11 protein-coding genes are annotated in these 18,192 nt (G+C 68.7%); 4 read left to right on the forward strand and 7 right to left on the reverse strand.

All coding sequences use genetic code 11. The features are described from left to right. Nucleotides 1-42: 42 nt before the first annotated feature. The 4 genes from VFV19_12510 to VFV19_12525 form a co-directional block, all read right to left on the reverse strand. Nucleotides 43-2,076, reverse strand: a complete 2,034-nt coding sequence (locus VFV19_12510; protein HEX4825120.1) for an amylo-alpha-1,6-glucosidase — start codon at nt 2,074-2,076, stop codon at nt 43-45. Next, entirely contained in the window at nt 2,076-4,796 is a 2,721-nt protein-coding gene (locus VFV19_12515; GenBank protein ID HEX4825121.1) for a hypothetical protein, read from the reverse strand. The genes VFV19_12510 and VFV19_12515 overlap by 1 nt, the downstream gene beginning before the upstream one ends. A 3-nt stretch (nt 4,797-4,799) precedes the next feature. Then, nucleotides 4,800-6,314, reverse strand: a complete 1,515-nt coding sequence (gene zwf, locus VFV19_12520; GenBank protein HEX4825122.1) for a glucose-6-phosphate dehydrogenase — start codon at nt 6,312-6,314, stop codon at nt 4,800-4,802. Nucleotides 6,315-6,427: 113 nt separating this feature from the next. Next, a complete protein-coding gene (locus VFV19_12525; protein HEX4825123.1) occupies nt 6,428-7,483 on the reverse strand; it encodes a tetratricopeptide repeat protein in 1,056 nt (351 codons plus the stop codon). 148 nt (nt 7,484-7,631) lie between these two features. Between VFV19_12525 and VFV19_12530 the strand changes: the two genes are divergently transcribed. Then, nucleotides 7,632-8,966 (forward strand): aspartyl protease family protein, encoded by a 1,335-nt coding sequence (locus VFV19_12530; GenBank protein ID HEX4825124.1) that lies wholly within the window; start codon nt 7,632-7,634, stop codon nt 8,964-8,966. 2 nt (nt 8,967-8,968) lie between these two features. Next, nucleotides 8,969-10,444: an HD domain-containing protein gene (locus VFV19_12535; GenBank protein HEX4825125.1), complete on the forward strand. Its 1,476-nt coding sequence runs from the start codon at nt 8,969-8,971 to the stop codon at nt 10,442-10,444. Nucleotides 10,445-10,605: 161 nt separating this feature from the next. Here the strand turns inward: VFV19_12535 and VFV19_12540 are convergent, their stop codons facing one another. Beyond that, complete coding sequence (locus VFV19_12540) at nt 10,606-11,757, reverse strand: helix-turn-helix transcriptional regulator (GenBank protein ID HEX4825126.1); 1,152 nt, start codon at nt 11,755-11,757, stop codon at nt 10,606-10,608. Nucleotides 11,758-11,859: 102 nt separating this feature from the next. Here VFV19_12540 and VFV19_12545 point away from each other — a divergent pair, with 102 nt between their 5' ends. Both VFV19_12545 and VFV19_12550 read left to right on the forward strand, forming a co-directional pair. After that, nucleotides 11,860-14,247: a DUF2817 domain-containing protein gene (locus VFV19_12545; protein HEX4825127.1), complete on the forward strand. Its 2,388-nt coding sequence runs from the start codon at nt 11,860-11,862 to the stop codon at nt 14,245-14,247. 52 nt (nt 14,248-14,299) lie between these two features. Then, nucleotides 14,300-15,346: a PLP-dependent cysteine synthase family protein gene (locus VFV19_12550; GenBank protein ID HEX4825128.1), complete on the forward strand. Its 1,047-nt coding sequence runs from the start codon at nt 14,300-14,302 to the stop codon at nt 15,344-15,346. Between the two features lie 53 nt (nt 15,347-15,399). Here the strand turns inward: VFV19_12550 and VFV19_12555 are convergent, their stop codons facing one another. Both VFV19_12555 and VFV19_12560 read right to left on the reverse strand, forming a co-directional pair. Further along, nucleotides 15,400-15,993, reverse strand: a complete 594-nt coding sequence (locus VFV19_12555; GenBank protein ID HEX4825129.1) for a hypothetical protein — start codon at nt 15,991-15,993, stop codon at nt 15,400-15,402. An 84-nt stretch (nt 15,994-16,077) separates the two neighbouring features. Further along, nucleotides 16,078-18,165 carry a S9 family peptidase gene (locus VFV19_12560; GenBank protein ID HEX4825130.1) on the reverse strand — a complete coding sequence of 696 codons (2,088 nt, stop codon included), beginning with the start codon at nt 18,163-18,165 and terminating at the stop codon, nt 16,078-16,080. Nucleotides 18,166-18,192: the final 27 nt, after the last annotated feature.

The following is an 18,192-nucleotide window of genomic DNA, read 5'->3' on the forward strand; positions in this document are numbered from 1 at the left end:
GCGTGAAACTCCGAAGGAAAAAGCAGAATGTCCCCATCGTTTCTAGGCGTCGAGCGACTTGCTGCGCGTCTTGCGGCCCGACGAAACCGTGGTCGGGGTTACGACCTTGTAAGGCTTCTTCTTGGTGGTCGCGACCGCCGGGGCGCCGAGCCAGCGCCAGACCCGGAGAACTTCGCCGACGCTCCAGGCCTGCGCCGGGCAGCCTCGCGGCGCATGCGGCGCGTCGCCGTCGAAGATCTCCGAGATCGTTCCGAGGCCGGCCTCGTGCAGATGGGGCGCGATCCCTTCGAGCGCCTTGCGCGCCCTTGCCTTCCCCGTGACGCCGAGCGTGCGCACGAGCGCCTCGGCGTAGGGGCCGAGGAGCCACGACCACACCGTGCCCTGGTGATAGGCGGCGTCGCGCTCGCCGGGCCCGCCCAGATAGCGACCGCGGTACGAGGGATCGTCCGCGGCGAGGCTCCGGAGTCCGTACGGCGTGAGGAGCTTCTCCTCGACGACGGCGAGGACCGCCTTCGCCTTGTCCTTCGGAAGGAGCGGGTGCGGGAGCGCCAGCGCGAAGATCTGGTTCGGACGGATCGACGCATCGCGCCGCTCGCCGTCGACGACGTCGAAGAGGCAGCCGGCCTCGTCGTTCCAGAACGTCGCGACGAAGCGATCCTTCACCGCTTTCGCACGCTGGGCGAGGCTCGCGTCCTTCTTGAGCTCGCCCAGGATCGTCAGCGCGTTGTACCAGAGCGCCTGGATCTCGACCGGCTTCCCCCAACGCGGCGTGACCACCCACTCGCCCACCTTCGCGTCCATCCAGGTGAGCTGGGTCCCGGGATCGCCCGCGCGGAGCAGGCCGTCGTCGTCGACGCGGATGCCGAACTTCGTTCCGGCTTCGTGGCGCGCGACGATCTCCTCGAGGACCGGCAACAGCTCGCCGGTGACGAAGGCGGCGTCGTTCGTCGCCTCGAGATAGCGGTGCGCGGCGACGAAGAACCAGAGGCTCGCATCGGCGGTGTTGTACTCGGCCGGCCCGCCCGCGTCGGGGAACCGGTTCGGGACGAGACCGTCTTCCACCCCTGCCGCGAACGCGCGGAGGATCTTCCTCGCGTCGTCGTGGCGGCCGGTCGCGAGGCAGAGACCGGGGAGCGCGATCATCGTGTCGCGGCCCCAGTCGGTGAACCACGGGTAGCCGGCGATGATCGTGCGCAGGTCCTCGCCGCGACGCACGACGAACGCGTCGGCGGCGAGGGCGAGCGCCCGCGCGAGCGGATCGTCCGGACCCGCGAGCTCCGCCGCGACCTTCCGGCGGGCGCGCTGGCGCTCGAGCAGATCGAAGGCGTCACGGCCTGCGACCGATGCGGTCGAGATGACGATGCCCAGCCGCTCGCCGGGCCTCAGGGTGCGGCGGAAGACGCCGTAGCAGAAGAGGTCTTCGTGGGAGTCGAGGCCGCGCTCGGCTTCGAGCGGGTACTCGAACCGGAAGTACCAGTCCGGGTGCGCTTCGAAGGTCGCGCCCGGCACCGCCACGTGCAGCTCGGGCGCCCCGTCGTAGGGGCGCGCCGTGAAGAGACCCTCGTCGAAGGTCGTGTTCGCGAACGCGACGGCGTCGTTCGCGCGCTGGAGCGCGTGGTAATCGCGGTAGGCGATGAGCGGGCGCAGCTCGAGGGTGACCGGGCCCGGAGCCTCGGCCAGCTCGTACGTGACGAGCGTCGTGTTCTCGCCGTGAACGGCAGCGATCGTCTTCACGCACCGGATACCGCCGGCGGCGTAGGTGAACGTGGGGAACGGGTCGAGGCGGAACGATTCCAGCGTCTCGAATCCGCGTGGGTGCACGGCACCCGGATAGAAATTCGCGTCGAGCTCGTGACGCGTGCCGTCGACGACGAGCGTATCGGCGAGCTTGGAGAGGAGGACCATGCGGCCGACCGGCGGCTTCGTCGCCGCGACGAGCAGGCCGTGATAGCGGCGTGTGTGGCAGCCGGCGACTGTTCCCGAGGCCCAGCCTCCGAGGCCGTTGGCTTCGATCCATTCCCTGGACGACGCGGCGTCGAGATCGTGCGTGACCGTGGCGTCGAGCGAGAGCGACATCAGCTTCCTTTCGCACCGCCCTTCTTGGCGGTCGCGAAGGAATAGCCGACTCCGCGCGACTTCGCCAGGTCCTCGATGAACTTCGTCACGGTGGCGGTCCATCCCGTCTGATGGGATGCGCCGACGCCGCGCCCGGTTTCGCCGTGGAAGTACTCGTAGAAGAGAACGAGGTCCTTCCAGTGAGGATCCGTGGCATAGCGGTGGTCGCCGTCGTGCACGGGGCGCGAGCCGTCCGGCGCGGCGAGGAAGATGCGCGCGAGACGCGCCGCGAGCTCGGCGGCGACTTCCTCGAGCGTTTTCGTCGTGCCGGAGCCGGTGGGGAACTCGACCTTGAGGCCGTCGCCGTAGAAGTGGTGGTAGCGCTCGAGCGCTTCGACGATGAGGAAGTTGATCGGGAACCAGATCGGCCCGCGCCAGTTCGAGTTGCCGCCGAAGAGGCCGGTCGTCGACTCCGCCGGGTCGTAATCGACGCGGAACTCCTGGCCTTGCACCTGGATGACGTAGGGGTGGTCCTTGTGGACCCGCGAGACCGAGCGCAGGCCGTACGGCGAGAGGAACTCGTTCTCGTCGAGCAGGTAGCGGAGGACGCGGACGAGCCGCTCCTTCGTCGGCAGGGCGAGGAGCATCTTCACGTCGTGCCCCTCGAGCATGAAGCTGCACTGCCTCGCGAGGTCGGGCCGGTTGTCGAGGAACCACTGGAGGCGCTTCTTGAAGCCGGGGAGCTTGTCGATCACTCCGGAGTCCAAGACCTCGGCGGCGAACAGGGGGATCGCGCCGACGAGCGAGCGCACGCGGAGGGGAACGGTCGCCCCGTCGACGTGGAGCTGGTCGTAGTAGAACCCGTCCTCCTCGTCCCAAAGGCCGGTCCCGCCGAGGCGGTTCATCGCGTCGCTGATTGCGATGAAGTGCTCGAAGAACTTCGAGGCGACGTCCTCGGTGGCCGGGTTCTCGTGCGCCAGCTCGAGCGCCATCGACATCATCGTCGAGGCGTAGAACGCCATCCACGCCGTTCCGTCGGCCTGCTCGAGCTTCCCGCCCGTGGGGAGCGGCTTGCTGCGGTCGAAGACGCCGATGTTGTCGAGCCCGAGGAAGCCGCCCGCGAAGATGTGGTTCCCCTCTTCGTCCTTCCGGTTGACCCACCACGTGAAATTGATGATGAGCTTCTGGAACACCCGCGAGAGGAAGACACGGTCGCGCAGGCCCCGCTCCCCGGTCATCTTGTAGATGCGCCACGCCGCCCATGCGTGCACCGGCGGGTTGACGTCGCCGAACGCGAACTCGTACGCGGGGATCTGGCCGTTCGGGTGCATGTACCACTCGCGCAGCAGCAGGACGAGCTGCTCCTTCGCGAACTGCGGATCGATGCGCGCGAACGGGATCATGTGGAACGCGAGGTCCCACGCCGCGTACCACGGGTACTCCCACGTGTCGGGCATGGAGATCACGTCGCGGTTGTAGAGGTGCCTCCAGTCGGCGTTCCTCCCGTGGAGACGCTCGGGCGGGGGCGGCGGCTGGCCGGGGTCGCCGTCGAGCCACGCGGCGACGACGTAGTGGTAGAACTGCTTCGACCAGAGCAGGCCGGCGTACGCCTGACGGAGCACGCGGCGCTCGTCGGGCGTCGCACCCTTCGGGAGGAGCCAGTCGTACGCCTCGTCGGCCTCGCGGATCCTCGTCGCGAACACGTCGTCGAAGCCGGAGCCGAGCGCGCCGTCCCGATGCTCGCCTTCCGCGGTGAGGCGGAGCTTCAGCACCGACGTGCCGCCCGCCGGCAGATCGAGCACGTAGACGGGCGCGGCCTTCGTTCCCGTGCGGGCCGGATTCACCGCGCCCTTCTTCCCTTCGACGACGTAGGCGTGGAAGGCGTCCTTCACCCACGGTGAGCGCGGCGGAACGCCGAAGAGGCGCTCCGTGTTCGTCTCGTTCTCGGTGAAGAGGACCTCGGGCGCGGCGTCGAACGCAAGCAGGAACTTGCCGAGGGACGGATGGCTCGCGCGGAGGAGCCCCGGCGACGCGAGGTCGAGCGTGGGCTTCGCCTCGCCGTCCCAGCTCCACGTGTTCCGCGCCCACAGCGTCGGGAGGAGATGGAGCCGCGCCGCCTCGGGGCCGCGGTTCGCCACCGTGATCCGGATGAGCACGTCGTCGGGGCTCGCCTTCGCGTACTCGACGAAGACGTCGAAGTAGCGGCCATCGTCGAAGATCCCGGTATCGATGAGCTCGTACTCGCGGTCGTGCCGGCTGCGCTCCCGGTTCGTCCTGACGAGATCGTCGTAGGGAAACGCGCGCTGCGGGTACTTGTAGAGCGCCTTCATGTAGGCGTGCGTCGGCAGGCCCTCGAGGAAGAAATAGCACTCCTTCACGTCCTCGCCGTGGTTCCCTTCGGGCCCGGTGAGCCCGAACAGGCGCTCCTTGAGGATCGGGTCCCGGCCGTTCCAGAGCGCGATCGCGAACGAAAGGCGGCACTCGCGGTCGGTCAGGCCGAGGAGCCCGTCCTCGCCCCAGCGGTAGGCGCGCGAGCGGGCGTGATCGTGCGGGAAGTAGCTCCAGCACTCGCCGGTCGCGGAGTAGTCCTCGCGGACCGTGCCCCACTGGCGCGCGGAGAGGTAAGGGCCCCAGCGCTTCCAGTTCTTCTCGCGCTTGGCGTCCTCGAGGAGACGCGCGTGCTCGGCGATCGTGCTCTCGAGGACTTGGAGACGTGACGCGAGAGGGTCGAGATCGGCCATCGTCTACGGGTTGCGCCACGCCCGGCGGTCGCGCTTCATCAGGTCGTCGGCGGTCGCCGGGCCCCATGAGCCCGCGGCGTAGTTCGGGAAGTCGCGCGGCGGGATCGATTTCCAGACGTCGAGGATCGGCGTCGCGATCCGCCACGCCGCCTCGACCATGTCGGCGCGGTGATAGAGCGTCGTGTCACCGATCATCGCGTCGTAGAGGAGCCGCTCGTAACCGGTCGCCTTGTCCGACGGACCGAAATCGGAGTAACTGAAATCGAGGTTGACCCGAGTGAGGTTCATCGCCGAGCCCGGCTTCTTCGCCTTGATCTCGATCTTGATCCCCTCTTCCGGCTGGATCTGCAGAATGAGGCGATTCGGCTCGAGGTCCTGGATCTGGATCTTCCCGAAGGCGAGGAGCGGCGGCCGCCGGAACTCGATGACGATCTCGGTCGACTGCTTCGCCAGGCGCTTCCCGGAGCGGAGGTAGAACGGCACACCGGCCCAGCGCCAGTTTTCAACGTCGAGCTTGATCGCACCGAACGTCTCGGTGGTCGATTTCGGATCGACCGACGGCTCCGCCCGGTAGGCCGGCAGCTTGTGGCCGTCGACGTAACCCTCGCCGTACTGGCCGCGCACCGTGCGCTGGAGGATATCCTCCGGCGTCATCGGCCGGATCGCGTTCAGGACCTTGACCTTCTCGTCGCGCACCGGCGTCCCGTCGAACGACCACGGCGGCTCCATCGCGACGAGTGCCAAGAGCTGGAACATGTGGTTCTGCATCATGTCGCGGAGGACGCCCGCGGTCTCGTAGTAGCCGCCGCGCCCTTCGACCCCGAGCGTCTCGGCCACCGTGATCTGGACGTGGTCGATGTAGCGCCGGTTCCACACCGGCTCGAAGATCCCGTTCGCGAATCGGAACGCCAGGATGTTCTGGACCGTCTCCTTGCCGAGGTAGTGATCGATCCGGAAGATCTGGCTCTCGGAGAGAACGGCGCGGAGATCCCGGTTGAGCTGCTGGGCGGACTCGAGATCGTGACCGAACGGCTTCTCGATGACGAAGCGTCGCCACCCGGCCTTGTCGTCGGCGAGCCCCGCTTCGGCACACTTGGTGACGATCGTCGAGAAGAACTGCGGCGGCGTCGCAAGATAGAAGAGGACGTTGCCGCCGGTGCGATGGCGTCCGTCGATCTCGGTGAGCGCGTCCTTGAGCCACTGATAGCCCTGCGCGTCGTTGAACTCGAAGCCGACGTAGTAGATGCGGTCTTCGAAGTCCTTCCAGACGGCCTGGTCGACGGCGGTCGTCGCGTACTCGGTGATGTCCTTCGTCATCTCCGCGACGAAGTCGCCGCGCTCGAGCTTCTTCCTGCCGACGCCGACGATCGCGAAATCGGAAGGCAGGATGCCGTTGTGGCGGAGGTTGTACAGCGCCGGAAGGAGCTTGCGCCGCGTCAGATCGCCGCTCGATCCGAAGATGACGATGATGCAGGGGTCGCCGGGGCGCTCCCCGTTCTTCTGCTTCTCTTCGCTCACAGGATCCTCGTGGTGGGGAGTCTACAAGAGCGGGAAACAATAAGGGGACAGCTACCGAATTCTCACCCAAAGTTGGAGGGGTGAGAATTCGGTAGCTGTCCCCTTATTGTTTCCTAGGAGCCGCTGCGCTCGCGCCCCTCGACCTCGGAATAGTGGACCGACCACCGCTCGGACCAGTTGCGGAACCGCTCGACCTTGTCGGTGTTCTGGTTGAGCCAGCGCGCGACGTCGGGGTCGCCGCTCGAGCGCCGTACCTCGTAGGCGAGGGTCTCCATGAGGCCCGCCGCGCGCACCTCGTCGAAGTAGTCGAGGATGAACGGTCCCCAGAACTCGCTCTGCGTCTTCTTGCCGTGGAGCGCCGACACGAGCTGGAGCGAGGTGTCGAGCGCGTAGGCGAAGAACCGCGCGTCGCTCTGCGCGGCCCACTTGTCGTCGCGCCTCAGCGCCGCGACGAGCGCCAAGCCCTTCGCCTCGGCCTTCTCGCCCGCGTCCCCTGTCTGGCCGGCCGCACCGCGGAAGAGAACCGACCAGAGGCTGGCCGCGATGTCCTTCGCGTGGGCGTCGTCGCTCCCGAGCGTCAGCGCGCGCACGTACGCCGCGAACGCACGCCCCGGAGCGCCGGTCACCGAGAGCGCGTCGCCGAGCGCGCGCCAGAGCGCGGGGTCGTAGGGCGAGTGCTGCAAGCACGCCTCGAGCTCGGCGACCGCCTCGTCCATCCGCCCCAGTCCTTCGAGGGTGATCGCGTGCTGCACCTTGAGCGCCTGATCGTCGGGCCATCGCGTCATTCCCTGGGAGAGCGTTTTCTCCGACTCCTCCCAGGCGTTGAGCCGTCCGTACGCGCTGCCGACGATGAGGTAGATCTGCGCCGATCCCGATGCGGCGTCGTTCGCCTCCGCGAGGAGCGTGGCGCCGACGTGCGCGGCCTCGCGGTAATTGCCCACCGCGTAGAGCGAGATCGCGAGCCCGTAGAGCACCTGCTTGTTGTCGGGCTCGATCTCGCGGATCTGCTCCAGGAGCTCGATCGCCGCCTGGTGGTCCCCCGCCTCTTGAAGATGCGATGCGGCGAGGAGTCGTGCGGATGGGCCGTCATCCGCGAAGAGCGGCGAGCTCAGCAGCAGTGCCGCCAAGGCGATCGCAGGGCCGGGCCGCGTGAGTTTCATCATTGACATCGACTACCTCCGTACACCCAAGAAATCTGGAGTGCAAACGGCCGAAATACCAGTCCACCTATAATTCGCCGAGAGGTGTCGACGATCCGATGAAACGGCGCGCTTTCTTACGTGCGGTGAATATGCCGTCGTCAATTCTCTCCGCCGGATGGACCTCCGGGCGATGATCGGCGCCGCTCTCCTCCTTTTCGCTGCCGCGTCGTCCGCGGAGCAGATTCGCGGTCTCATCGACCAGGACCGGTGGAAGGAAGCGGTCGACGCGGCGACGACCCTCGCGCGGGAGGCGCCGGGGCCCGACGCCGCGGGCGTCCTCGGCGAGGCGCTCTATCGGGCCGGAAGGATCGACGAGGCGGGCGAAGCGCTCGCGCCGGTCGCGTCCGGCGAGAACGCGCCGGCCCGCGTTTTGGCACAGCTCGGTCTCATTCGCGCCGCTCAGGGGAAGGACGAGGAGGCGGCGGCCCTTCTCGGACGCGCGGCGGCGACTGCCCCCGACGACCCGTGGGTCCTCTGGCGAGCGGCCGGAGGCGCCGCGACGCGGGCGAAGGCGACCGAGCTCCTGAATGCCTACATCGCCCACGGCACTGCTGAGAATCCGGACCGCCTCGAGGGGGCGCGCGGCACCCTGCGTCTCTACGCCGCGCTCGGCGAGCGGAAGATCTGGGTCCCGGTGACGCGTCCCGAGCGCCTCGAGATCCCGCTCAAGCCGATCCCGGACGGCAGCGGCTACTTCATCGAGGCCAATGCCGGGGGTAAGAAGATCCGCCTCCTCCTCGACACCGGCAGCACCGGCCTCTTCGTCGTCGAGCGCGCCGTCAAGAAGGGCGGCCTCGTCCCGCTCTCCGAGGAGACGGTCTTCGCGGGCGGCGGCAGCGGGCGCGCCTCCTCCTCGCGAGGTCTTCTCGCCAAGCTCGACTTCGGCGGCCTCGTCTACGCCGACGCGCTCGTCACCACGACGAAGGACGAGTTCGACAAGACCGGCCGCGTGCACGGCGTCGTGGGCCTCTCCGCCTTCTCCGGCTACCGCGTGACGCTCGACCTCCCCAAGGGGCGCATGATCCTCGAGCCTTCGGGCGACCTCCCCCAGGGAACGCCGTACTGGAACGTGGAAGGGCAGCTCCTCGTGCGCGCGCGGGGTGGCGAGAGCGCGGACGGGCTCTTCCTCTTCGACACGGGCGCCACGCAGTCGATGATCGACACCAAGCTCGCCGCGACGATCCCGGGGGCCGCCGTCGACAAGCCGGCGGAGATCCGCACGTACGGCGGTAACGTGCAGGGTGCCACGATGGTCCGGGGCGCGTCGCTCGCGTTCCAGACGCTCCACCGGTCGGGGGTGTTCAACGCCGCCGACCTCACGATGCGCAGCCGCCTCGGCGGCGTCGAGGTCTCGGGCTATCTCGGCCTGGACCTTCTGAGCGGGTGCACGATCGTGCTCGACACCGGGTCGCACCGGGTCGTCGTGACGCCGCCCCCGGGAAGGCGCTGACCGTGCACCTGCCGCTCGACGACGACGTCCTCCGCGTCGTCCGGGCGATCCGCGCGACCGCGGCCGCGCGCGACGACGCTCCGCCGCGCGCGCTCCTCGTGGGGGGCGTCGTGCGCGACGCGCTCCTCGGGCGGCCGGTCTTCGATGCGGACCTCGAGGTCTTCGGCGTTCCCGCGGCGGCGCTCGAGCGCTTGCTCGCCGCCGAGTTCCCCGGCCGCGTCAACACCGTCGGCCGCTCGTTCGGCATCTTCAAGGTGCACCGGCCGGGAGCGGCCGACATCGACGTCTCGCTGCCGCGCACGGAATCGAAGAGCGGGCCCGGCCACCGGGGGTTCGACGTGCGGGGGGATCCGTTCCTCCCGTTCGCGGAGGCGGCGCGCCGCCGTGACTTCACCGTCAACGCGCTCGCCTACGACCCGCTCACCGGCGAGCTGCTCGACGCGCACGGCGGCCGCGGCGACCTCGACGCCCGCATGCTCCGGGCGGTCGACGCGCGCACCTTCCCCGAAGATCCTTTGCGCGTCTGGCGCGCGTTCCAGCTCGCGGCACGGCTCGGCTTCACGGTCGAGGCCGGGACGTTCGCCCTGCTCGAGGACGTCGTCCGGAGCGGCGCGCTCGCCGAGCTGTCGCCGGAGCGCGTCACCGACGAGATCCGGAAGCTGCTCTTCGCCGAGCGGCCGTCGGCCGGCTGGGAGCCGGCCCGCGCGACCGGTGCGCTCGCCGCCACGTTCCCGGAGCTCGACCTCCTCGCCGCGACGCCGCAAGATCCCGAGTGGCATCCCGAAGGGAACGTCTGGACCCACACGCTCCTCGTCGTCGACGCGGCCGCGGCGATCGTGCGGCAGAACGCCTGGGAACTCGAGGCACCGGAGCCGCTCCACGTCCTCCTGGGCGCGCTCCTCCACGACGTCGGCAAGGCGACGACGACCGGCCGCGCGGAGAAGGACGGCCGCTGGCGCATCGTCTCGCCGCGCCACGAGGCGGAGGGCGAGGCCCCCGCGCGAGCGGTCCTCTCGAGGCTCGCGTTCGGCGAGGCGGCCGAGCGCGCGGTGGCCGCGATCGTCCGCTGGCACCTCTCGCCGGGCGCGCTCTACTACGGGCGGGAGCGCGGCGAGATGGACGAGCGCGCTTACACGAACGCCGTGCGGAAAGTGCTCAAGCGCATCCACCCGGTGCGGTGGCAGGTCCTGCTCGCCGCGTGCGAAGCCGACTGGCGGGGACGCGGCCTCCCGGGGATCGCCTCGCTCCCGTTCGACCCCGGGACGACGTTCGCGGACGCGGTCACGAGCGAGAATCTCGACGTCGAGCCGGCGAAGCCGCTCGTCCTGGGCCGGGACGTGCTGGCGCTCGGCGTCGCGCCGGGGCCGGAAGTCGGGCGCCTGATCGCGCTCGTCGAGGAGGCCAGGGACCGCGGGGAGATCCGCGAGCGGGACGAGGCTCTCCGCCTGCTCGAACGGCTCGTTTCACCGGGAGAATGATGGGCCGCCAACACCATGGTGAGTTGGCGGCCCGGGCGGGGAAAACTCCGTTCTCGACTCGATCCCAAACAGTTCCCGGCCGGCCGGGACTTCAGTACCAAGAGGAATACCGGCGGGGCCCCGATCGGTCCATACCCCAAATGGGCTAAGAGTGATTTTATTTAGTCGTGCTGCCCCGGCTCGTCGAACGTGAGCACACGTCGCACCAGGTCCGATTGCCGTTTAGCACCGGTTTTCACGAAGATCCGCTTGAGATGGCTCCGGGCGGTGCTCGGACGGATCCCGGCCGCCACGGCCGCCTGCTTCACCGTCATGCCTCCGACGAGGCGCGCCGTGAGCGAGGCTTCCGCCGGGCTGAGGCCGTAATTCACCGTGAACGCGTCGAATGGGACGACCTCGCGCCGCACCGGCTCCTCGACGAGGACGACGACCGACGCGAGGCGGGAGGCCGGGAAGAGCCCGGTCACACCGGTCGGCGCGACCATGACCGACAGCGGGCGCCGTCCGCCGTCGCGCGTGAGCGAGAAGGCGCCCCCGCGCGGAAGCAATCGGCCGGTCTCGGCGGTCGCCGCGCCGAACATCAGCCGCTGGAGCTGCACCTCGGCGTGCGGGTCGACCGCGATCAGGGCGCCGCGATCGAGGGCGAGGCCGTCCCTCGCTTCGACCAGCTTCCGTCCGGCGGTGTTCATCTCGACGACCCGCCCGCGCGCGTCGAGGAAGTAGACCGCGAGCGGCAGACGCTCGAGGGCGCCCGAGACTGCGCGGCGCCGCGCCTGGAGGGTCTCGAGTCGCTCCTGGATCCGGATCGCCTGGGTGAGGTGGGGAACGAGCGCGGCGAGCTTCCGCTTCTGCGCCTCCCCGAACGGCTTCGCTTCGTGCGGCCGTCCGGCCGAGAGGTACGAGAGGGGCTCCGGATCGCACGTGAGGACGGCGCGGACCGAATAACGGACATTGAGCGGACGCAAGAAATCGTTGTAGTACTCGGAGCGGAGGAACTCCTCGTCCGAGCACAGCTCCTCGCCGGTCAAGACCGCTCCGGGGACGAGGAGGCGCGCCCCCTTGATCAGCCACACGTTCTTCGCCGCGAAGTGATCCTCGTACGGCGCGAGCGTGGTGTGGACGGGAACGCCCCAGCTCCCGACGGTCATCGCGGGCGCGAGATCGATGCCGTGGACGTGCACGGCGCACGGCGAGCCCTGGATCCCTTCGCCGACGATTCGCAACACCTCGGTCCACGAGGGCGGATCGGTCGTCGCGAGATAGATCAGCGCGATCAGCTCGTCGAAGGTGTCCCGACCCCATCCACCGGTCACGACCGTCTCCCCCGCTTTCCTTCAATTACTACTCAGCCACCCGTATGGCCGCTCGGTTTTTTTGTCGCGACGGCGTATAAGCACATCGGCGGGGAGAACACGATGAGCCGAGCGATTCTTGCGACACTCGTGGTGTGGGCGGTCGGCGCGTCCGCAGCCCTCGCCGCGGGACGCGGCGAAGCGGCGCCGGTCCTACCGGTCCGCGTTGAGCTGACGAGCCGGCTCCACGATCTGGCGGTCTTCCACGATCTCGACCTCGACGTGGACGGCGTCTACGACACCTGGGCGCGAATTTATATGATCCCCGAGGAGATCGAGAAGCTCGAGGGACTCGGCTATCGGGTCCGTCTGCTGAACGAGCCGGCGGTGGCGGACGCTCTTTTCACGCCGGCCTCGCCCGACGCGGTGCCTTCCACGTACCACACCTACGAGACGCTCACCTCGGAGCTGCAAGCGATCGCGGCCGCGCACCCGGACATCGTGCGCCTCTCGTCGCTCGGAAAGTCGGTCCAGGGCCGCGACCTCTGGATGGTCCTGATCTCGAAGAACCCCGACGTCCAGGAGGACGAGCCGGAGGTCAAGTACATCGCCGCGATGCACGGCGACGAGGTCGTCGGCAAGGAGATGCTCGTCGACCTCATCAACCTCCTCGTGAGCGGCTACGGGACCGACCCGAGGCTGACCGCGCTCGTCGACGGCAACGAGATCTGGATCCTCCCCTCGATGAACCCGGACGGAACGGCCGCGGGCCGGCGCTACAACGCGAACAACGTCGATCTGAACCGCAACTTCCCCGATCAATTCGTCGACCCGAACGACACGACCGCCGGACGCCAGCCGGAGACCGCGCACGTCATGGACTGGGGTTACGCCCACAGTCCGGCCCTCGCGGCCAACTTCCACGGCGGCTCGCTCGTCGCGAACTACCCGTACGACGGGACCGCGGACGGACAGTCGGTCTACAGCGCCTCGCCCGACGACGCGGTGTGGGTCTCGATCGCGCGCACGTACGCCGACCGCAACGCGCCGATGAAGGCGTCGAACTCCGACGCGTCGTTCACGAACGGCATCTGCAACGGAGCCGACTGGTACACGATCACCGGCGGCATGCAGGATTGGAACTACGTCTGGCGCGGCGACAAGGAGATCACCCTCGAGATCTCCACCGTGAAGTGGCCGGCGGGATCGCAGCTCCCTCCGTTCTGGGCCGACAACAAGGAGTCGATGCTCTCGTATCTCGAGCGCGCGGCCGAAGGCGTGCGCGGGATCGTGCGCGACGCCGCCACGGGCGCGCCGTTGCCGGCGCGGATCCACGTCGTCGGGAACGCGAGGGACAGCTTCACCGACCCCGACGTCGGCGACTACCATCGCCTGCTGCTCCCCGGCGCGTACGCGCTCGAGATCACGTCTCCCGGTTACGCCGGCGCCCGCGTCGACGACGTCTCCGTCGGCGCCGGCGTCCCGGCCACACGCGTCGACGTCGACCTCGCGCCGCTCCAGGTCGAGCTCCAACCGGTCGCCTCGCGCATCGTCGACCCCGACGGCGCCGTCGGCCCCGGCGAGACCGCGGATCTCGCGGTGACGCTCGAGAACCTGGGCGCCGCGGCTTCGGGAGTGGCGGGAAGTCTCGTCCCGACCGGATGGTTCGGAAGCGTCGCGCGCGCGGACGCCGCTTATCCCGACCTTCCGGCCGGGGGCTCCGGCGAATCCGTGGCGCCGTACCACGCAATCGCCGTCGACGCGTCGGCTCCCGCGGGGACCAAAGCGGGGTTCGCCGTCGCGTGGAGCGCGGGCGGGGTCTCGGGCCTCTCTCAGCCGTTCTTCGTTCCGGTGGGCGCTGCGACGTGCGCGACGTTCGCTTCCAGCGACGTGCCGAAGGCGATCGCCGACCGCGCGACCGTGACGAGCGCGATCGCGCTCGCGAGCGACCTCGAGATCTCGAAGATCAACGTCCGCGTCGACATCACGCACCCGTACATCGGCGACCTGCACGTCCGGCTCGTCTCTCCCGCCGGCGTTCCGGTCGCGCTGCACAGCCGCTCCGGCGGCTCGGCCGACAACATCGTCGGGTGGTACGACACCGAGCTGACTCCGGCGGAGCCGCTCGCGCGTTTCGACGGCGGCCACACGGCGGGCACGTGGCATCTCGAGGTCACGGACGGCGTCCCGATGAACACCGGCACGCTCAACGGCTGGTCGCTCCAGGTCTGCGGGCGCCCGTTCGAGGCGGCCCTCCCGCCGATGCGGCTCGCCGGCGTCGCCAGGAACGCCGACGGCTCGGTCGATCTCACCTGGTGGCCCTACCCGTCGGCGTCGAGCTACAAGGTCTACCGCTCACCGGATCCGCGGATCGCCGGCTCGTTCACCGACGTCACGAGCCAGGACGCGGACCTCACCGACACGTCGTTCCATGACGCGACCGCCGGCGATCTCTACTGGCTCGTCTCCGGCGTCGGGCCGCACGGCGAAGGGCCGAGCACCGGCCCCTGATCCGGACTGATTCGGTCCGGAGCTTCCCGTCCCCGGGCGTTACGCTTTCGACGTGCGCAAAGGCCTCAAAAGCCTCGTCGGGAACACGCCGCTCCTCGCGATCTCCTGCGAGGATCGCGGGCGGACACGAACCGTCTACGCGAAGGCCGAGCACCTCAACCTGACCGGCAGCATCAAGGACCGGATGGCGTTCCACATCCTCGAGCGAGCCAAGGCGTCGGGAAGGCTCGCTCCGGGCCAGCCGATCGCCGAGGCGACGAGCGGCAATACCGGCATCGCGATGGCGGGTGTGGGTCGCGCGCTCGGCCATCCGGTGACGATCTTCATGCCCGATTGGATGAGCGCCGAGCGCATCGCCCTGATCCGCAGCCTCGGCGCCGAGATCCATCTCGTCAGCCGCGAGGAAGGCGGCTTCCTCGAGAGCATCCGTCGCGCCGAGGCGTTCGCGGCGGGCCCGGCGCAGGCGTTCCTGCCCCGGCAGTTCTCGAACCAGGACAACTGCGCGGCGCACGAGGAGACGACCGGGCCGGAGATCCTCTGGCAGCTTCGGGAACACGGACTGCGGCCCCACGCCTTCGTGGCGGGCGTCGGGACCGGCGGCACCGTGATGGGCGTCGGCCGCTTCTTGCGGCGCTCGCTTCCCGAGGTGCGCATCCATCCGCTCGAGCCGGCGAATTCCCCGACGCTCTCCACAGGTCACAAGGTCGGCCATCACCGGATCCAGGGGATCTCGGACGAGTTCGTGCCGCCGATCGTCGAGCTCGATTTCCTGGACGACATCGTCGCCGTCGACGACGGCGACGCGATCCTGATGGCGCAGAAGCTCGCGCGCGAGATCGGTCTCGGCGTCGGCGTCTCCTCCGGGGCGAACTTCCTCGGCGCCCTCCAGGTGCTCGATCGGCTCGGGGACGACGCGATCGTCGTCACGGTGTTCAGCGACGACAACAAGAAGTACCTGTCGACCGATCTCCTGAAGGATGAGCCGGTGCGCGCTGGTTATCGCGCCCCCGACGTCGCGCTCAGCGGGTTCGACGTCTTCAAGCGCGTCTGCGTCACCTGCTGGGAGCCGGTGGAGACGCCGTTGCTTCCGCTGATGTGAGTCGCTAGTCGGTAGTCAGTAGTAACTACCGACTACCGACTACCGACCGTCGACTATCGACTCCCGACCCTCTTCGATTGCGGCTGCGTGCACCCCTCGCCGATCTCGGCGTGCGGGATCGCGCTCAGGTACTCGTACACCGCCGACAGATCGCGATCGAGCATCCTGCCGTACACCGGCCACGGCATGACCTGGAGGAGCTGGCCCGGATTGTCGGGGTCGTGCCCCGTGTGCATGAGATCGATGAACTCCTGACGCGTGAGCCCCGCGGGCAATCCGTTCTCCTGGGGCGTCAGGTTCCGCGACACGAACGGGCCGAACGTCTGCCCGCCCGCGAGGTAGTTCGCGCTGTTGTACGCGCCGTCGCCGCCCACGTAAGGATCGTGGTCCGGTGTGTACGGCGGACAGGTATGGCAATCGTTGCAGCCGCCCACCGCGTTGACGATGTAGCTGCCGAGCCCGACCTTCTCGCGATTCTTGTGGTGCAAGTCGAGCGGTACGGGAGCCAGCTGGAAGCCGCGCTGAACGCGCGACTGACCTCGATCGTGATCGCCTTGGTCGTTACCGTCGCCCGCGACGATGGCGGTCGCGGAGACGAGAAGCGCGACCGGCAGAATCCCCACCCAGAAATTCGACGCTCGTTTCATGAGACCTCCCGAGACGGCAGACGTGCCGCCGATCCCAGGAGACTACGTCGATTCTTCACCGCACGCTTGAACGGCTTCTAAACATCAAGGCTTTCCGTCGCGCTTCGTCCACTGGTCGATCCAGTCGAGCACCGTGTCGTGCCAGAGGATGCTGTTCGCGGGCTTCAGCACCCAGTGATTCTCGTCAGGGAAATAGAGGAACTTGCTCGGGATGCCCATGCGCTGGAGCGCGGTGAACGTGGCGAAGCCGCCGGTGTCGACGACGCGGTAGTCCTTGCCGCCATGGATGACGAGTGTCGGCGTTTTCCAGTTCTTGACGTACTGGACGGGGTTGTCCTTCGCGTAGCCTTCGGGATGCTCCCACGGCGTACCGCCGTGCTCCCACTCGGGAAACCACAGCTCCTCGGTCGCGAAGTAGGCGAACTGCTCGTCGAGGTTGCCGTCGTGCACGACGAGACACTTGAACCGGTCGGGCCACTTGCCGGCGATCCAGTTGATCATCCAACCGCCGTAGCTCGCGCCGAGCGCTGCAACTCGGTTGCCGTCCATCCACTTGTACTTCGCGAGCGCGGCCGCGAGCCCCTTCTGGAGATCCTCGAGCGGCTTCCCGCCCCAGTCGCCGTTGATCGCGTCGGTGAACGCCTGGCCGTAGCCGGTCGACCCGTGGAAGTCGACCATGACCGCTGCATAGCCGCGGCCGGCGTAGGCCTGCGGGTTCCAGCGGTAGTGGAAGTCGTTGCCGAAGCTCCCCTGCGGCCCGCCGTGGATGAGGAAGGCGACGGGGTACGTCTTCGCCGGGTCGAAGTCGATCGGCTTCACGATCCAGCAGTAGACGTCGTCGCCGTTCGCGCCCTTGAAGCTGAACTGCTCGGGGTCGCCGCGGCGCGTCGCCGCGAGGCGCTCGTCGTTGATGCTCGTCAGCTTCTTCGCGTCGCCGCCGTCGGCCTTCACCGAGTAGAGCTCGGCCGGCCCCTTCATCGAGTCGAGCAGGTAGAAGACGCGCGCGCCCGACGGCTGCGGGGACGTGACGTGCCCTTTACCGACCACCGTGCGCACCTTCCCCGTGGCGGCATCGACCGCGAAGAGCGCGTGGTGGCCGACGTCGTCCGAGAGGCAGTAGATCTCCTTGCCGTCGGGCGACCAGGCGAGATCGGACGGCGAGCGGTCCCAGCCCTCCGTCAGGATCCGATCTTGCCCGTCGGGCCACGAGCGCAGCACGATGCGGAACCGGTCGGCTTCGTAGCCGGGGCGCTTCATCGCGGTGTACGCGAGCGTCTTGCCGTCCGGCGAGAAGACCGGGTACCCGTCCCACGCCTTGTTCCCGCTCGTGAGGTTGCGCGGCGCGCTGCCGCCGCCGGCCGGCGCGACGAAGAGGTCGAAGTTGGTCGACCAGGCCTCCTCGCGTCCCACGTCGCGCGCGCTGAAGACGACCGAGGCGCCGTCCGGGGTGAACGTGTACTCCTCGCTGCCGCCGAAGGGCTTCGAGGGCGCGTCGGCGTCCATCGCCTTCATAACGTCGACCGCTTCGCCGCCGGCCACGGGAACCACGAAGATGTGCGACCGCGTCCCGTTGCCCCACGTATCCCAGTGGCGGAAGAAGAGACTGTCGTAGATCTTCCCGCTCGCCTTCTTCTTCTCGTCGTCGTCGAGGCGCTTCTTGGTCTCGGCGGGCGAAGTGCCTGGGTAGACCTCCATCGAGAGCGCGAGCTTCGTCCCGTCGGGCGAGACGACGAAGCTGCCGACGTCGAGCGGCAAGGACGTCACCGGCTGCGACTCGCCGCCGTCGAGCGAGAGCTTCCAGACCTGCGACGAGCCGCCGCGCGTCGAGAGGAAGAAGATCGTGCGGCCGTCCTTCGACCACGCCGCGCTCGTGTCCGACGCTTCGTTCCGCGTGAGCGGGCGAAGACCGGTGCCGTCGGCCGCCACGAGCCAGAGGTCGGTCCGTCGCTTGTTCGCGTCGAGGTCGAGCGCCGAGATCGTGAAGACGACCCACTTCCCGTCGGGCGACACGCGCGCGTCGGAGAGGCGGTCGAAGGCGACGAGGTCGCGAACTCCGAAAGGATGAGTCTCCTTCGAAGCTGCGGCCAAGGCGACCGGAACCACGGTGAAGGCGAGGCAGAGCAAGGCCATGAAGAAGCGCATCGTCGAAGCCTCCGGAATCGTGAGATCCATGCGGGCCGGGCATCTTACCCAGCAAGG

Source organism: Candidatus Polarisedimenticolaceae bacterium (assembly GCA_036275915.1).
GTDB lineage: Bacteria > Acidobacteriota > Polarisedimenticolia > Polarisedimenticolales > DASRJG01 > DASRJG01.

Excerpts from the sequence above, each read along its gene's own strand:
- VFV19_12555 (HEX4825129.1), bottom strand. The coding sequence starts at position 15,993 with ATGAAACGAGCGTCGAATTTCTGGGTGGGGATTCTGCCGGTCGCGCTT.
- VFV19_12510 (HEX4825120.1), bottom strand. The coding sequence starts at position 2,076 with ATGTCGCTCTCGCTCGACGCCACGGTCACGCACGATCTCGACGCCGCG.
- VFV19_12530 (HEX4825124.1), top strand. The coding sequence starts at position 7,632 with ATGGACCTCCGGGCGATGATCGGCGCCGCTCTCCTCCTTTTCGCTGCC.
- VFV19_12515 (HEX4825121.1), bottom strand. The coding sequence starts at position 4,796 with ATGGCCGATCTCGACCCTCTCGCGTCACGTCTCCAAGTCCTCGAGAGC.
- VFV19_12545 (HEX4825127.1), top strand. The coding sequence starts at position 11,860 with ATGAGCCGAGCGATTCTTGCGACACTCGTGGTGTGGGCGGTCGGCGCG.
- VFV19_12525 (HEX4825123.1), bottom strand. The coding sequence starts at position 7,483 with ATGTCAATGATGAAACTCACGCGGCCCGGCCCTGCGATCGCCTTGGCG.
- VFV19_12560 (HEX4825130.1), bottom strand. The coding sequence starts at position 18,165 with ATGGATCTCACGATTCCGGAGGCTTCGACGATGCGCTTCTTCATGGCC.